The organism is Methylobacterium sp. 4-46 (genome assembly GCF_000019365.1).
Lineage (GTDB): Bacteria > Pseudomonadota > Alphaproteobacteria > Rhizobiales > Beijerinckiaceae > Methylobacterium.
This window is the reverse complement of sequence record NC_010511.1, coordinates 1,739,563-1,755,556: the sequence shown is the minus strand read 5'-3', so window position 1 is coordinate 1,755,556 and position 15,994 is coordinate 1,739,563. Positions and strand designations below refer to the sequence as shown.

Genomic DNA, 15,994 nt, shown 5'->3' with positions numbered 1-15,994 from the left:
GACGCTGACGCATCGGGCCGGTGACCATCTCGCACCGTCGACAGCAGGCCGCAGGCTTGGCGACGATTCGCGAATCGCACCGGCGGTCACGAGACATGACCGCCGGTGCGAGGCGCCCGAGCCCGGCCTGATCGGTGCGCCGCCCCTCCGACATTCGAGGTCCGCCATGACGGAGCAGGCCAGCACGGGCCCGGGACCGCACTACGCCGCCGTGGAGCACCTGCGCGACGGGCAGGCGCTGTCGATCCGGGCGCTGCGGCCGGGGGACCGGGAGGGCCTGCTCGCCGCCTTCGCCGGCCTCGGCGAGCGCTCGCGCACCCTGCGCTTCTTCGCGCCCAGGCGCGGCTTCAGCGAGCGGGAGGTCGATTACTTCGTGAATGTCGATTTCCGCGAGCACGTCGCCCTGGTGGCGGAGGCGGGCGGCGCCCCGACCCTGGTCGGTGGCGGCCGCTTCATCGTCACGGCGCCCGGCACGGCCGAGCTCGCTTTCGCGGTGGCGGATGCGTGGCAGGGCCGGGGCGTCGGCGCCGCGTTGATGCGCCACCTCATCGCCCTGGCGCGCCGGAGCGGCCTCTCCGAACTCACCGCCGAGGTTCTGTCGGACAACGCTCCCATGCTCGCGCTGTTCAGGCGCTGCGGGACCCCGGTGGAGATGCGGCGGGAGGGCCGGACGGTCCACGTCGTGCTCCGGTTGCGCTGACGGGAGTTCGGGCGTCCCGCACCCGCCAGCGCCGCGGCGCCGCTCCCGGCCGGCGCGGTCCCGGGCCGATCGCAGCCGCCGCGCCGGTGTCCCGCCCGATCAAGCGGCGGGGCGCGTCCTCTGGAAGATTGCCCCGCGGACGCCGCCGGGGGGCGGGTGATCGGGAAGGCGCGGGCGCCCCTCCGGTTCGCGGCCGAGGCCGGTCCGGCCGCGCGGCCATCGGCGGCGCACCGTGCGCCCTGTCCGATCAGGAGAGAGCATCGTGGCGAGTTCGACGACGCAGGAGGCGCCGGCCCGGCACCGCCGGCACGAGAAGTACGAGCGCTTGGTCGCCGCCGCGCGGGCGCGGCCCCGGCTGAAGGTCGCGATCGCCCATCCCTGCGACGAAGCCTCGCTCGGCGCGGCGCTGGAGGCGGCGGATCTCGGCCTGATCGACCCGATCCTGGTCGGCCCGCCTCAGAGGATCGCCGCGGCCGCCTCCGCGCTCGGCAAGGATCTCGCGGCCTACCGCGTCGTCGAGGCGGCCCACAGCCACGATTCCGCCGCCAAGGCCGTGGCGCTGGTGAATGCGGGCGAGGCGGAGGCCCTGATGAAGGGCAGCCTCCACACCGACGAGCTGATGGGCGCGGTGGTGCGCCGCGAGGGCGGCCTGCGCACGGCGCGCCGCCTCAGCCACTGCTTCGTGATGGACGTGCCGAGCCACGACGACCCCCTCATCGTCACCGACGCGGCCATCAACATCGCGCCGAGTCTCGAGGAGAAGCGCGACATCGTCCAGAACGCCATCGACCTCGCGCGGGCCTTCGGGATCGAGACGGTGCGGGTCGCGATCGTGTCGGCGATGGAGACCGTCAACCCGAAGGTCCCCTCGACCCTCGACGCCGCGGCGCTCTGCAAGATGGCCGATCGCGGCCAGATCACCGGAGCGGTGCTCGACGGGCCGCTCGCCCTCGACAACGCCATCGATCTCGGCGCGGCGGCGATCAAGAAGATCCGCTCGCCGGTCGCCGGCCGGGCCAACGTGCTGGTCGTGCCGGATCTCGAGGCCGGCAACATGCTGGCCAAGAGCCTGACCTTCCTGGCGGATGCCGACGCCGCCGGGATCGTGCTCGGCGCGAGGGTTCCGATCATCCTGACGAGCCGGGCCGATTCGCGCCTGACGCGGCTCGCCTCCTGCGCCGTCGCCTCGCTCTTCGCGGCGGCGCAGCGCGCGGCCAAGCCCCTGCCCGAGGTCTAGCCATGATCCCGGCCTCGCTCGTGCTGAACGCCGGCTCATCGAGCCTCAAGTTCCAGGTCTTCGAGCCCGGGGAGGACGGCGCCCCGCGCCGCCTCTATCGCGGCCTGTTCGAGGGGCTCGGCAGCGGGCCGCACATGATCGTGCGCGACCGCGCCGGCGCCGTGGTCGCCGACGCGTGCTTCGAGGCGGGCGGCTTCGGGCACGAGGAAGCGCTGCTCCAGATTGCCGCGTGGCTGCGGGCCCACCGGAGCGAGCACCGGCTGGCGGCGGTCGGGCACCGGGTCGTGCACGGCGGCACGGCGCACAGCTCGCCCGTGCGGGTCGACGACGCGGTGCTGGAGGCGCTGGAGCGCCTCGTGCCGCTCGCGCCGCTGCACCAGCCCCACAACCTGGAGCCGATCCGCGTCGTGCGGCGGCAATTCCCGGACCTGCCGCAGGTGGCCTGTTTCGACACGGCTTTCCACCGCGGCCAGCCGGAGGTGGCGCAGCTCTTCGCGCTGCCGGCCGAGATCTCGGATCGCGGCGTGCGCCGCTACGGCTTCCACGGCCTGTCCTACGCCTTCATCGCCGAGCGGCTCGGCGCCGCTTTCCCGGTCCTCGCGCAGGGCCGGGTGATCGCGGCGCATCTCGGCAGCGGCGCGAGCCTGTGCGCCCTCGACCGCGGGCGCAGCGTCGCGACCACGATGGGCTTCTCGGCCCTCGACGGGCTGCCGATGGGCACGCGCTGCGGCAGCCTCGACCCGGGCGCGGTCTTCTACCTGCTGCGGGAGATGCGGCTCGACGCGGACGCGCTGGAGCGGATGCTCTACACCCGCTCGGGGCTCCTGGGCGTCTCGGGCCTGTCGAACGACATGCGGACGCTGCGCGCGCTGGCGGGCACCGACCGCCGCGCGCGCACCGCCATCGACCTCTTCGTCTACCGGATCGGGCGCGAGCTCGGCTCGCTCGTGGCGGCCCTGGGCGGCATCGACGGCCTCGTCTTCACCGGGGGCATCGGCGAGAACGACGCCGCCACCCGGGCCGAGGTGCTGCGGGGCGCCGCCTGGGCGGGCTTCCGGCTCGACGAGGCCGCGAACGCGGCGGGCGGGCCGCTGATCACGCGCGGTCCCGGACCCCAGGCCCTCGTCATCCCCACCGACGAGGAGACGATGATCGCGCGCGGGATGCGCGCGGTGCTCGACGACGCGCGCCAGCCGGCGCTCTGACCCCATGGAGACCGCTATGGAGACGCTCACGACCAAGCCCGACGCGGTGATCGGCAACGATCCGTTCATGTCGGCGGACGACCTCGCCGCCTACTCGGCCCGCATGCGCGCCGCGAAGGCCCTCAAGGAGATGGAGGGGCAGGACCGCGCCACCAAGGCGCGGACCGAACTCGCCAAGCAGCTCGCGGAACCCCTCGATCTCACGCCCGAGAAGCTGAGCGAGATCACGCAGCGCCTCCTGCACAAGCTCCGCATCGCGGCCGAGCAGGGCCAGAAGGAGCTCCTGGTGATGCGCTTCCCGAACCTGATCTGCACCGACAAGGGCCGGGCCATCAACGGGGCGGAGGCGGGCTGGGCCGAGACCCTCACCGGCCGCCCGCGCCAGGCCTACGAGTTCTGGCGCGACCGCCTGCAACCGGCCGGCTACGGCCTGAAGGCGATGATCGTCGACTGGCCGGACGGGATGCCGGGCGATGTCGGGTTCTTCCTCACCTGGGAGACCAAGCCCCACTAGAGCGGCACCCGATCACGTTGCAATCGGGTGTTGCTCTAGGTCTCTGATCCTGCCGCATTTTCCGCGACGAACCGGCATCCACTTCGTCGGAAAGTGCTCTGGGACCGAGACATCGGCACGCGATCATGAATTTGGGGCAGCAAGGCGCCGCGCGGCCGCCCGCCGCCGCGCACGCAACCGGGACAGGATGAGGGCCATGGCAGACCCAGGAACACGTGTATATCCTCGGCAAGCTCCGACGACGGGCAGCCTGCAGCCGCTGCTCCCGCTCCAGCTGCGCATCGCCGAGGTCTACCGCGAACGCTGCGCCACGGCCCTGGACGCCTATCTGGACGCGGTCCAAGGGGCGAACCGCGCCTGGATCGAGGCCCTGACGCCCCGGACGCCCGCGCAGGCGGCCGGCGACGCGATCACCTACTGGACCGACTTCGCCCAACGCTCGGTCCTGTTCTGGGACACGCTCCGGCAGCGCGGCAACAATTGGCTGGCGCACGAGGCGGCCGGCAAGCCGCCGCTCCTCGCCTTCCCCTACGAGGTGGTCGCCGATGCGCGCCGCTTCGCCCGGCCGGTGAACTACGCCCTGGCGCGGATCCTGCCGCCGCCGGAGCGGCCGAGCGACGCCGAGAAGCGCCCCTACATCATCATCGATCCGCGGGCGGGGCACGGGCCGGGCATCGGCGGCTTCAAGCCGGATTCCGAGGTCGGGATGGCGCTGCGCGCCGGTCATCCGGTCTACGTGGTGATCTTCTTCCCCGAGCCGGTCCCGGGCCAGACGCTGGCGGACGTCGCGCAGGCCGAGGCGGCCTTCCTGCGCCTCGTGCGCGAGCGCCACCCGACGCGCGGCAAGCCGGTCATCGTCGGCAATTGTCAGGGCGGCTGGGCCGCGATGCTGGTGGGCGCGCTCGATCCCGAGGGCGCCGGGCCGATCGTGGTGAACGGCGCGCCGATGTCCTACTGGGCGGGCAACGACGCCGAGAACCCGATGCGCTACGCGGGCGGCATGCTCGGCGGGAGCTGGACGGCGCTCCTCGCCAGCGACCTCGGCGGCGGCGTCTTCGACGGCGCGCACCTCGTCGACAATTTCGAGTACCTGAACCCGGCCAACACGTGGTTCGGGAAATCCTACAACCTCTTCTCGAAGATCGACACCGAGCCGGCGCGCTACCTGGAATTCGAGCGCTGGTGGGGCGGGTACTTCCTGATGAATCGGGAGGAGATCCGCTGGATCGTCGACAACCTGTTCGTCGGCAACCGGCTGGCCTCCGGCAGCGCCGAGTGGGCGGAGGGCAGAACCTTCGACCTGAAGGCGATCCGCTCGCCGATCATCCTGTTCGCCTCGCTCGGCGACAACATCACCCCGCCCCAGCAGGCCTTCAACTGGGTCGCGGACCTCTACCCGACGACCGCCGACCTCAAGGCGAACGGGCAGGTCATCGTCGGGCTGATGCACGAGAGCGTCGGGCATCTCGGCATCTTCGTCTCGGCCGGCGTCGCGCGCCGCGAGCATGCGCAGATCGTCGACCTCCTCGACTACATCGAGCACCTTCCGCCCGGGCTCTACGGCATGAAGGTCGAGGAGGAGCGCGCCGACGGGGGCGTGCGCTACGATGCGGTCCTGCGCGAGCTGCAGGTCGAGGACCTTCAGACGCTGCAGAAATACGCGCGCAAGGACGAGGTGCCGTTCGCCGCGGTGAGCCGGGTCTCCGAGCTCAATGCGGCCGCCTACGAGACCTTCGTGCATCCGGTGCTGAGCGCCTGGGTGCCGCGCGAGATCGGGGCGCTGTCGCGGGCGCTGCACCCCCTGCGGGCGCGGCGCTGGGCCCTGTCCGATCTCAACCCGGCCCTCGCGTGCCTCGGCCCCTGTGCCGATCTGGTGAGGGGGCACCGCGTCCACCGGGACGAAGCGGGGGCCTGGGCGGCGAGCGAGCGCGGCGCCGCGGCCGGCATCATGGCCGGGTGGGACTTCTACCGGCAGATGCGCGACGCCGCGGTCGAGAACCTGTTCTTCACCGTCTACGCGACGCTGAGCGCGGTCGCGCCGCCCGGTGCGGAGCCGGCCGTCGCCCCGTCCATCGATGCGGCGCCGCCCGAGGCCCTGAGCCGGATCGCCGAGGGCGGCTTCACCGAGGCGGCCGTGCGGGCCGGACTCCTCGTGTCGCGCTTCGGCAGCGAGCGGCGGCTGTCCACCTTCAAGCGCATCCGCGAGATCGCCGGCCGCGAGATCGGCCTGCTCGACCTGCCGGCCAGCGCGGCGGCCCGGGTGGTCCGCCAGCAGGCGGAGATCATCGCGCACGCGCCCGAGCGGGCGATGGCGACCCTGCCGGACCTGCTGCGCACGGCCGAGGAGCGCCGCCGCCTCCTCGACATCCTGGAGCGCCTGACGACGCGGCTCGACCTCGCGCCCGAGCAGCTCGCCGTGATGCCGCGGCTGCGCGACCTCCTCGGGCCGGCCCCCGCGGCGGTTCCGGCACCCGAGCCCGCCCCCCGTCAACGCAGAGCCGGCTGACGCCCGCTCCGGAGACAGAGCCATGACGCAGATCCCCGATGGCAACGCCCTTGCGGGCAAGAACGCGCTGGTGCTCGGCGTCGCCAACGAGCACTCGATCGCCTACGGCTGCGCGCGCGTCTTCCGGCGGCTCGGGGCGCGGATCGCCCTGACCTACCTCAACGAGAAGGCGAGGCCCTTCGTCGAGCCGCTCGCGCGCGAACTCGACGCGCCGCTCTTCCTGCCCTGCGACGTCCAGCGGGAGGGGGAGCTCGAGGCGGTGTTCCGGCAGATCGCCGAGAGCTGGGGCCGCCTCGACATCGCGCTCCACTCGATCGCCTTCGCGCCGCGCGCCGACCTCCAGGGCCGGCTGGTCGACAGTTCGGGCGAGGGGTTCGGGATCGCCATGGACGTGTCCTGCCACTCCTTCATCCGCATGGCGCGGCTCGCCGCGCCGCTGATGCACGAGGGCGGCACGCTGCTCACCATGAGCTACCACGGCGCCAGCAAGGTGGTGCCAAACTACAACCTGATGGGACCCGTCAAGGCGGCGCTGGAGAGCGCCGTGCGCTACCTCGCCTACGAGCTCGGCGACCGCGACATCCGCGTCCACGCGGTGTCGCCGGGCCCCCTCAAGACCCGCGCCGCCTCGGGCCTGAAGGATTTCGACCTCCTCCTCAACGAGGCGATCCAGCGCTCGCCCATCGGCGAACTCGTGGACATCGACGATGTCGGGCTCACCGCCGCCTACCTGACGACGCCCTACGCCGCCCGCCTGACCGGCATGACGGTCTACGTCGACGGCGGCCTCAGCATCATGGCTTGAGCCCGGCCGCCGATCGCGCCCCGCCCGATCGGGGCGCGCACGGCGACCGCGCCGCCCGCCCCGCGCCAACGGCCCAGGATGCCGACGCATCGGGCCGTCGTGCCTCCCGATGATACGCGGTCCGGACGATCACGTCCGGACCGCGTATGATCCGTGATCCGCTTGATCGAAGCGGATCCCGGATCACGAGCCTGCGCGGCGCCTGAGCGAAGCCGACATCCGCATGGCGAAGCCATCCGTCGGATGTCGCATGCGACGTGACCGTCGGGATCAGTAGCGCTCGGGCACGAAGCGCCGGTCGCGCAGCGTGTCGTCGTAGGCGTCCTTCTTGCTCCGTTTGGGCAGCGTCACCTTCTCGGCCTCGAGCTCCTTGTAGGGGATGAGGTGCAGGAGGTGCGCGATGCAGTTGAGCCGCGCCCGCCGCTTGTCGTCCGAGCGCACCACGTACCAGGGCAGGTCGTCGGTGTCGGTGGCGGCGAACATGGCGTCGCGGGCGCGGGAATACTCGTACCAGCGCCGGTAGGATTCGAGATCCATCGGGCTGAGCTTCCACTGCCGCAGCGGGTCGTCGATGCGCGCCTCGAAGCGGCGCTTCTGCTCGGCGCGCCCCACCTCCAGCCAGAACTTGATGAGCTGGATGCCGCCGCCGGTGATGAAGCGCTCGATCTGCGGGCAGAGGGCGAGGAAGCGCCGCCGCTCCGCCTCGTCGCAATAGCCCATCACGGTCTCGACGCCGGCGCGGTTGTACCAGGAGCGGTCGAAGATCACGATCTCGCCGCCGGCCGGAAACTGGGCGATGTAGCGCTGCAGGAAGAGCTGGCTCTTCTCCCGATCGGAGGGCGCCGGCAGCGCCGCGACCCGGAACACGCGCGGGCTGACCCGCTCGGTGATCGCCTTGATGGTGCCGCCCTTCCCGGCCGCGTCGCGGCCCTCGAAGACGACGATGATGCGCGCGCCGGTCGCCCGCACCCAGCTCTGCAGGTGGCAGAGCTGGACCTGGAGCTTGCGCAATTCGCGCTCGTAGGGCTTGCGCTTGAGCCGGCCGGCCTCGGAGGCCGGCACCGCCTCGTCGTGCGCCTCCGCCAGCAGGTCCTGGTCGGTGTCGTCCATGGCGCCCCCTCCCCCCTACTCCGCCGGCTGGTGCCCCGCCGCACCGGTCGGCGCGGCCGGCCGCGTCGCCGGTTGCTGCTTCTTGCCGCCGAGCAGCCGCCACGCCCGCTCGCGGAGGCCCTGGAACACCACGTAGAGCGGCGGGATCACGAAGATGCCGAGGAAGGACGCGGCGACCATGCCGCCGAAGACCGGCGTGCCGACGTTGCGCCGGGCGAGCTGCGAGGCGCCGGTGGCGATCACGAGCGGCAGCAGGCCGAGGATGAAGGCGAAGGAGGTCATCATGACCGGGCGGAAGCGCAGCCGCGCCCCCTCGGTCGCGGCCTCGCGCAGCGCGACGCCCTTCTCCCGCTGCTCCTTGGCGAACTCGACGATGAGAATGCCGTTCTTGGCGGCGAGCCCGATCAGCACGACCATGCCGATCTGCGCGTAGAGGTCCAGGGTGAGCCCGCCCCAGACCATCGCCGCGTAGGCGCCGACGATGCCGACGGTGACCGAGAGCAGGACCGGCACCGGGATCGTCCAGCTCTCGTAGAGGCCGACCAGGAACAGGAAGGCGAACAGCACCGCGAAGGCGAGGATGATCGCGGTCTTCCCCTCCGCCCGCTTCTCCTGGAAGGCGGTGTCGGTCCACTCCCCGCCGAAGCCGGTCGGCAGGGTCCGGGCCGCGACGGCCTCCATGGCGGCGAGGGCCTGGCCCGAGGAGATGCCGGGCGCCGGCCCGCCCTGCACCGTCACCGCGCGCAGGTTGTTGTAGCGGATCAGCGAGGGCGGTCCGACGACGATCCGCACCTCGGCGAGGCTGCGCAGCGGCACCATCTGGCCGTCCTTGTTGCGCACGTTGATGCGGTAGATGTCGTCGATGCTCTGGCGATCGGCCGCCTCGGCCTGGACCTGAACTTGCCAGGTGCGGCCGAACAGGTTGATGTCGTTGACGTAGTAGCCGCCGAGCGAGGCCTGCAGCGCCTGGAACACGCTGTCGAGCGACACGCCCAGGATCTGGACCTTGTTGCGGTCGATATCGAGGTAGACCGACGGGTTGGTCGCCGAGAAGGTGCTGAAGACGCGGCTGAGCTTCGGCTCCTGGTTCGCCGCGACGATGAGGCCGCGCAGGGCCTGGGCGAGTTCCTTCGGATCGCCGCCGCGCAGGTCCTCCAGCACGTAGGCGAAGCCGCCGCCGGTCCCGAGCCCGATGATCGGCGGGGGCGCGAGGGGCACGACGAGGCCGCCCGGCACCTCGCGGAAGCGCTGGCCGAGCCGCGCGATCAGGGCCGCGGCGCCGTCGCCCGCCCCCTTGCGCTCCTCGAACGGCTTGAGCGTGACGACCAGGAAGGCGGCGTTGCTCTGCGAGTAATTGTCGATGAAGTTGAGGCCGACCACGGTCGTCGCGTCGGCGACGGCGTGCTCCTCGCGCAGGATGGCCTCGGCCTTCGCCGCCACGTCCGAGGTCCGCGCGACCGAAGCGCCCTCGGGAAGCTGCACCACCACGAAGAAGGCGCCCTGATCGTCCTCCGGCAGGAAGCCCGTGGGCGTGATCTTCGCCAGTTCGACCGTGCCCCAGGCCGCCGCGAGCGACAGCACGAGGCCGATGATCGAGAGGCGCACGATGCGGGCCACCGCGGCGCCGTAGCCGTCGCGGACGGCGTCGATCGCCCGCATCACGAATCCCATGATGCCGCGCCGTGGCCCGTGATGGGGTCTCAGCAGCACGCCGCAGAGCGCGGGCGAGAGCGTGAGCGCGTTGATGGCCGAGAGGAACATCGAGACCGCGACCGCGACCGCGAACTGGCGGAACAGCTCGCCCGAGATGCCCGGCACGAAGGCGACCGGCACGAAGACCGAGAGCAGCACCAGGGTGATCGCGATGATCGGCGCGGTGATCTCCGCCATGGCGCGCTTCGTCGCCTCGCGCGGGGACAGGTCCGGGTGCTCCTCCATCACCCGCTCGACGTTCTCGACCACCACGATGGCGTCGTCGACCACGATCCCGATGGCGAGCACCATGGCGAGCAGGGAGACCGAGTTCGCCGAGTAGCCGACCGCCTTGAGCGCGATGAAGGTGCCGATCAGGCTCACCGGCACGGCGACCGTCGGGATCAGCGTCGCCCGCAGGCTGCCGAGGAACAGGAACACCACGATCACGACGAGCACGAAGGCCTCGACGAGCGTCTTCTGCACCTCGTGCACGGTCTCGGTGATGAAGGCGGTCGGGTCGTAGGTGACCTTCCATTCCAGCCCCTCCGGGAAGGCCTTGGCCAGCGCGGCGACCCGCGCCTTGACCTCCTTCAGGGTCGCGATCGCGTTGGCGCCGGGCGACTGGTAGATCGCGATGACCGTGGCCGGGCTGCCGTTGAGCCGCGTCTCGCGGTCGAGGCTCGCCGCGCCGAGCTCGATCCGGGCGACGTCGCCGAGCCGCAGCAGCGACCCGTCCGGGTTGGTGCGCAGCACGACGTTGCGGAACTGCTCGGGCGAGGTGAGCCGCCCCTGGGTCTGGATGCTGAGCTGGAGCTGCTGCTCGTCCGAGATCGGCCGGGCGCCGATGCGGCCGACCGGGGCCTGGACGTTCTGGGCCTTGATCGCGTTGATGACGTCGCCCGTGGTCAGGTTGAGGCCGGTGAGCTGGTCGCTGCGCACCCAGGCCCGCATCGCGTAATCCTGCGGCCCCCACAGCGTCGCGTCGCCCACGCCGGGCGTGCTCTTGATCCGGTCGAGCAGGTTGATGGTCACGTAGTTCGAGATGAAGAGCGGGTCCTGGATCGCCTTCGGCGAGTAGACCGCGAGCACGCCGAGCAGGGCGGAGGATTTCTTCTTGACCGTGACGCCCTGCTTGCGGACGTCCTCGGGGAGTTTCGCGAGCGCGATCTGGACCCGGTTGTTGACGTTGACGGCATTGATGTCGGGATCGGTGCCGAGCTCGAACGAGCAGGTGAGCGTGTAGCTGCCGTCGTTGCCGCTGACGCTCTTCATGTAGATCATCTTGTCGACGCCGACGACCTGCGACTCGATCGGCTGCGCCACGGTCGATTCGACCACGTCGGCGGCGGCGCCCGGGTAGGTCGTCGTCACCGAGACCTGGGGCGGCACGATGTCGGGATACTGCGCCACCGGGATGGCGAGGAGCGCCAGCGCCCCCGCGATCGAGGTGACGATGGCGATCACCAGCGCGAGGCGCGGCCGGTCGACGAAGATCGCGGAGAGCATCGGATCAGGTCCTTCCCGCCGCCGCGCTGGCCGGGACCGCCCGCACCGGGAGGCCGGGGCGCACGCGCTGCAGCCCGTCGACGATGACGAGTTCGCCGCCCGAGAGCCCCGCCTCGATCACCGCGTCGCTCCCGCCGGCCCCCGACGCCACCGTCACGCGCCGCGTCACCGCGCGGCCGTCCTCGACCACGAAGACGTAGACGCCGCCCTGGTCGGCGATGAGCGCGCCCTGGGGCACCACCACCTTCTCCTCGGGCATTCCGGTCTGGAGCGCGACCTGGACGAGTTGCCCGTCCCGGAGGGTGCCCGCCGGGTTCGGCATGCTGGCGCGCACCAGCACGGTGTCGGTGCTCCGGTCGACGCTGATGTCCACGAAGTTGATCCGCCCGACCTGATCGTAGGTCGAGCCGTCCGAGAAGCGGATCCGCACGGCGATCTTGCTGCGGTCCGGCTGCGGACCGCCCTGCTGCATCCGCAGGAACTCGCGCTGGCTCACCGGGAAGCTGACATACATCGGGTCCTGGCTGACGATGGTGGTCAGCACGCCGCTGTCGGGCCCCACCACGTTGCCCTTGGTGACGCTGGTCCGGCCGATCCGGCCGGCGATGGGCGAGAGGATCTTCGTGTAGCCGAGGTTGATCTCCGCGGTCCTCAGGTTCGCCTCGTCGCCCGTCACGGCACCCCGCGACTGGTCGAGGGCGGCGCGGGCTTGGTCACGCGCGACCACGGTGCCCGAACTGCGATCGAGGAGGTCCTGCGCCCGCTGGAGCTGGATCGCCGCGAGCGTCTCGGCCGCGTGGCTGCGCTCCAGCGCGCCCTCGGCCTGCTTCACCGCGGCCTCGAACAGGTCGGGCTCGATCCGGTAGAGGGGCGCGCCCTCCTTCACGAGGTCCCCCTCTTTGAACAGGACGGTGTCGAGGAAGCCGGTGACGCGGGCCCGCACCTCGACGCGGCTCACCGCCTCGACCCGGCCGACGAAGTCGAGGGCCTTGTCGATGGCCTTCTTCTGGGCGGCGACGGTGCCGACCGGGAGCGCCGCGGCCGGATCCGTCTCGGCCCGGGCCGCGGCGGGCGCGGCGGCGAGGAGGAGGAGGAGGAGTAATCGGGGACGGTGGAGCATGATCGCCCCTCGCGCGGAGAACGGCAGCCCATGGTCGCAGGTCGCGCCCGACCGGCTTGATCGGATGGGACAGCGGGCCGGTCAGGCCGCGCGGCCCGACAGCATCAGGGCCCGCAGCCGCTCGCGGCCGAGCACGCGCCCGAGCTCGCGCCACGTGAAGTAGGGCACGAGCGCGACGGTCATGATCACCGCGATGACCACGAATCCCCGCACGCCGCCGCCGCCGATGGCCGGGAGGCTCTCGGCGAGCGGGCGCCCGTTCCACAGGTGGATCAGCGTCTCCTCCACCGCGTAGGCGCAGACGAGGAGGAGCGCGAACCCGGCGGAGCGCAGGCCGATGGGCAGGATCAGCGGCCTGCCCTCGAAGCGCAGGCGGGTATCGAAGGCCTCGGCCACCAGGACGACCTTCGCGAGGATCCAGGCATTGAGGAAGGCGAAGCCGTAGAAGCGGAAGCCGATGCCGTGCCGCGACAGCACGATCGATTCGTGCAGCACCAGCACGCCGAACACGACCCAGAGATAGGCGAAGATCGCGGCGATCCGCCGGGCCTCGTCGGCGATCCGCCGGCCGATGCGCCGCCAGCGGCCGTCGGGGACCTGATCGGACACCGTGTCGGTGGAGATGCCCGTCATCCCGCCCTCCTCTGGATCATCCCCGCCGCCCGCGACCCTCCGCGGCGAGCGCGGCCCTGCCTCATGATGCGGCCCAGGCCCGCGCAGCCCCGATCGCCCGCCCGCGGGAGCGCCGGCGCCGCGGAGCGAGGCGCAGCGCGGGCCGCCCGGCCCGCGCGGGCGGCTCCCACCGGCCGGCTCGGGCGGCGGCCCCTACCGCCGGCCTCTTCGGCCGCCGAAGCCGCGCGCGCCGTAATGGCCCACGCGGGCACCGTAGCCCCGGCCGGCATAGCCGCGGTGGCCGTACACGCGGCCGCCATAGACCCGCCGGCCGTAGACGCCGCCCCGGTAAACGCCGCCCCTGTAGACGCCGCCCCGGTAGACACCGCCCCTGTAGACGCCCGGCGCGCCGTAATAGCCGCCGTAATTCGGTCGGCAGACGCCGTAGACGTTCCGGTGGAAGCCCGGGCCACATCCCTGCGCGGCGCTCGCCGGGGCGGGGCCGAACCCGAGCAGCGTGCCCAGGAGCAGGGCCGCCAGGGTAACGGGAGAGAACAGCTTCATGGAGGCCACTCCTTGTCTCCGGTTGTCAGGACTCTGAGAGCCGGGTCCGGTGCCCGGCATGGCGCGAGATCGGCCATTCGACGGGGTCGTACCGCCCTTGCGGCGACCCGGCCCGGCACGCGGGGCCGGGTCGAGACCGGTCGGCCGGCCCGTCGCGGCGCCGGCCGGACCGGGGGCGGCGAGGACGGGGCCAACCTGCACGAGGGTGGGCGACGACATCAGAACATCCACTGGAAAGCGCGGCGGAGGCGCGCGCGCGCGATCCGTCCGTCGCGCAGATGGCGCCGGAAGAGCTTGCGCAGCGAGTACGCGGCGAGGTCGTACTCCGCCCCGCACTGGGCGGCGCGCGCCCTCGGCAGGGCACCGCCCTCGACGAGGTAGCCGAAGGCGCGGCGGTCGGCGCCGTAGGCGAGGCAGAGAAGATTGTAGAGGCGCTGGAAGGCGAGGCTGTGGTCGTCGGCGAGCACCGCCTCCTCCGCCTGTTCCTCGGCCGCATGGCTGCGGAAATGGTGCGCGATGCCGTCGATGATGGGCCGGGCCTGTGCGGGCGGCAATTCGAGCAGCACCATCGCGGCGAACTGGTCGGCCGCGTCCTCCTCCCGGCCGAGCACCGGGACGTCGAGCAGATCGTAGAGGGCGTGCCCGGTCTCGTGCAGGACCACGAGAGCGATGGGACCGAAGACCGCGGCGTGCCGCGCCACCCCAGCCTGGGGGGTCTCCTTGGGCGCCCGATCCTGGACGTCTCGGACGTACTCATAGCAGATCGTGACCAGCCGGCTCTCGGGCGCGTACCACGCGTTGACCTCGCCGTCGCAGGCCGAGAATTTCAGGGTGAGCGGCCGCGGCAGGCGGACGCCGATGATGTTCCGCAATTCCTCGAGCACGCGGCGCCCCTTGAGGTCGCGGTAGATCGCGAGCGCCTCCGCTTGCACCGGACGATCGTAAACGACGCGGATGAGAGCATCGCGGGACGGGGTCGCCCAGCCCGGCACGGCACTGCCGGCCAGCGCCAAACCCGCCGTCAGCCCGAGGGTGCGCCGCATGTCGCCGTCTCCGGATATGCCGCGCCGATGCGAGACGACGCGCACGACCGCGCCGGGGGCAAGGCGGAGCGGCGTCCCCCTCGGGGCCGGCGCCCGCCTCATCCCGCGAGCCGGGCACCGCGGTGGTACCGCGACCGGCGCACGGCGATGTACGAGGGAGGTCTCGGGCCATCGCTGCCTTCATCTCCGATCGAGGTCACCGCCGAGGCGGGTGAGCCCGTCCCCGCGAGAATGACCGCTCCCGCGGCAGGTGCTTGATCGAACGAGACCTGGATCGGCATCCGCCGCGCGCGAGACGGTGAGGGACGAAAGGTCATCGCGGCGGCACCGATCGAGGGTCCGGCGGTGGCGCTGCGACGCGTGGCGCAGATCGGCGTCGCGCGCCGAGGGATCGGCGGGAGCCGCGCATGGCCGGCGCACCTCGCCGCGGCCGCCGGTGCCGGCATCGACACACGACGGCGGGCCCGTCCGCTAACGCGACCGCCACGCGCGCCGAAGATGGGCGCCGCGATGGGGGCGCACGCGAAGGTGCGGGGCGATGAGCCGCTCGAACGCGTACGAGACCTGCGCGGCCTCCTCGCCGCACCGCTCCGCCCGCTCCTTCGGCAGATACCCCTTGGTGACGATGTCGGCGTAGCGGCGCGGATGCGCGCCATAGGCCAAGCAGGCGAGATTGTAGAATCGCTGCCACGACAGGCCGTGCACGTCCGCGAAGCTGCCCTTGTCGACCGGCTCCTGTCGGCCGAGTGCCGCGAAGAAGTATCCGCTCCCGCTCACGACGTCGCGCGCAGGGGCCGGCGCGAGTTGCAGCAGGATCAGGGAGGCAAGCTGGTCAGCCGCGTCCTCCTCGCGCCCGAAGATGGGGACGCGCAAGAGGTGAAACAGCGCGTGGCTGGTCTCATGCATCAGGATCTGCGCGACCGGCCCGCGGATCGCCTGATCCCGGGTGACGCCGGCCGGAGACCGCGCGCGAGGCGCGAGGGCCACGACGCCCGCGACCATCTCGTAGCACATCGTGACGGAGTGATTGTCCGGATCGTACCACGCGTTCGGCTCGCCGCCGCACCCCTGCATGCGGAAGGTGAGGCGGTGGGGAAGGCGAACGAGGCGGATCACATCGGCCAGCCGCTCCAGCACGCGCTGCCGCCGCGCGGTCCGGTAGATGTCGCGATGCGCGGGGTCGCTGGGCGGCACGTAACTCACGACGACGCGCGCGGGCTTCGCGGCGGCGTGAGCGGGAACGCACGTCACGAGACCGGCCGCCATCAGGACGATCGCGCGGAGTGCCCTGCGATGGATGCGCGATGCCCGGCCAGGTTCGCGGTCCGGCCGACGCGGGCTTCGCAGACGCACCTGACCCACCGCGCCCTCCCGATG

At 72.1% G+C, this 15,994-nt stretch carries 13 protein-coding genes; 6 read left to right on the top strand and 7 right to left on the bottom strand.

Going from position 1 to position 15,994, the window contains the following annotated elements; genetic code table 11:
* Window positions 1-166: 166 nt before the first annotated feature.
* The 6 genes from M446_RS07360 to fabI all read left to right on the top strand — a co-directional run bounded on the left by M446_RS07360 (window position 167) and on the right by fabI (window position 6,967).
* Window positions 167-700: a GNAT family N-acetyltransferase gene (locus M446_RS07360; protein WP_012331482.1), complete on the top strand. Its 534-nt coding sequence runs from the start codon at window positions 167-169 to the stop codon at window positions 698-700.
* 262 nt (window positions 701-962) lie between these two features.
* Complete coding sequence (locus M446_RS07355) at window positions 963-1,937, top strand: phosphate acetyltransferase (RefSeq protein ID WP_012331481.1); 975 nt, start codon at window positions 963-965, stop codon at window positions 1,935-1,937.
* A 2-nt stretch (window positions 1,938-1,939) separates the two neighbouring features.
* Window positions 1,940-3,142: an acetate/propionate family kinase gene (locus tag M446_RS07350; RefSeq protein WP_012331480.1), complete on the top strand. Its 1,203-nt coding sequence runs from the start codon at window positions 1,940-1,942 to the stop codon at window positions 3,140-3,142.
* Between the two features lie 16 nt (window positions 3,143-3,158).
* The gene (locus tag M446_RS07345) at window positions 3,159-3,656 is read left to right on the top strand and encodes a hypothetical protein (RefSeq protein WP_012331479.1); all 498 of its coding nucleotides are present in this window, start codon (window positions 3,159-3,161) and stop codon (window positions 3,654-3,656) included.
* A 196-nt stretch (window positions 3,657-3,852) separates the two neighbouring features.
* Entirely contained in the window at window positions 3,853-6,162 is a 2,310-nt protein-coding gene (locus tag M446_RS07340; protein WP_012331478.1) for a DUF3141 domain-containing protein, read from the top strand.
* 22 nt (window positions 6,163-6,184) lie between these two features.
* Window positions 6,185-6,967: an enoyl-ACP reductase FabI gene (gene fabI / locus M446_RS07335; RefSeq protein ID WP_012331477.1), complete on the top strand. Its 783-nt coding sequence runs from the start codon at window positions 6,185-6,187 to the stop codon at window positions 6,965-6,967.
* A 270-nt stretch (window positions 6,968-7,237) separates the two neighbouring features.
* Here fabI and ppk2 read toward each other — a convergent pair whose 3' ends face one another.
* The 7 genes from ppk2 to M446_RS07300 all read right to left on the bottom strand — a co-directional run bounded on the left by ppk2 (window position 7,238) and on the right by M446_RS07300 (window position 15,883).
* A complete protein-coding gene (gene ppk2 / locus M446_RS07330; RefSeq protein ID WP_012331476.1) occupies window positions 7,238-8,077 on the bottom strand; it encodes a polyphosphate kinase 2 in 840 nt (279 codons plus the stop codon).
* A gap of 15 nt (window positions 8,078-8,092) precedes the next feature.
* A complete protein-coding gene (locus tag M446_RS07325; RefSeq protein ID WP_012331475.1) occupies window positions 8,093-11,278 on the bottom strand; it encodes an efflux RND transporter permease subunit in 3,186 nt (1,061 codons plus the stop codon).
* A gap of 4 nt (window positions 11,279-11,282) precedes the next feature.
* Window positions 11,283-12,398, bottom strand: a complete 1,116-nt coding sequence (locus M446_RS07320; RefSeq protein ID WP_012331474.1) for an efflux RND transporter periplasmic adaptor subunit — start codon at window positions 12,396-12,398, stop codon at window positions 11,283-11,285.
* Window positions 12,399-12,479: 81 nt separating this feature from the next.
* Complete coding sequence (locus M446_RS07315; RefSeq protein WP_012331473.1) at window positions 12,480-13,031, bottom strand: hypothetical protein; 552 nt, start codon at window positions 13,029-13,031, stop codon at window positions 12,480-12,482.
* Window positions 13,032-13,223: 192 nt separating this feature from the next.
* Window positions 13,224-13,574: a GCG_CRPN prefix-to-repeats domain-containing protein gene (locus M446_RS07310; protein ID WP_012331472.1), complete on the bottom strand. Its 351-nt coding sequence runs from the start codon at window positions 13,572-13,574 to the stop codon at window positions 13,224-13,226.
* A 218-nt stretch (window positions 13,575-13,792) separates the two neighbouring features.
* Complete coding sequence (locus M446_RS07305) at window positions 13,793-14,617, bottom strand: DUF4344 domain-containing metallopeptidase (RefSeq protein ID WP_018262116.1); 825 nt, start codon at window positions 14,615-14,617, stop codon at window positions 13,793-13,795.
* Window positions 14,618-15,088: 471 nt separating this feature from the next.
* The gene (locus M446_RS07300; protein WP_018262117.1) at window positions 15,089-15,883 is read right to left on the bottom strand and encodes a DUF4344 domain-containing metallopeptidase; all 795 of its coding nucleotides are present in this window, start codon (window positions 15,881-15,883) and stop codon (window positions 15,089-15,091) included.
* Window positions 15,884-15,994: the final 111 nt, after the last annotated feature.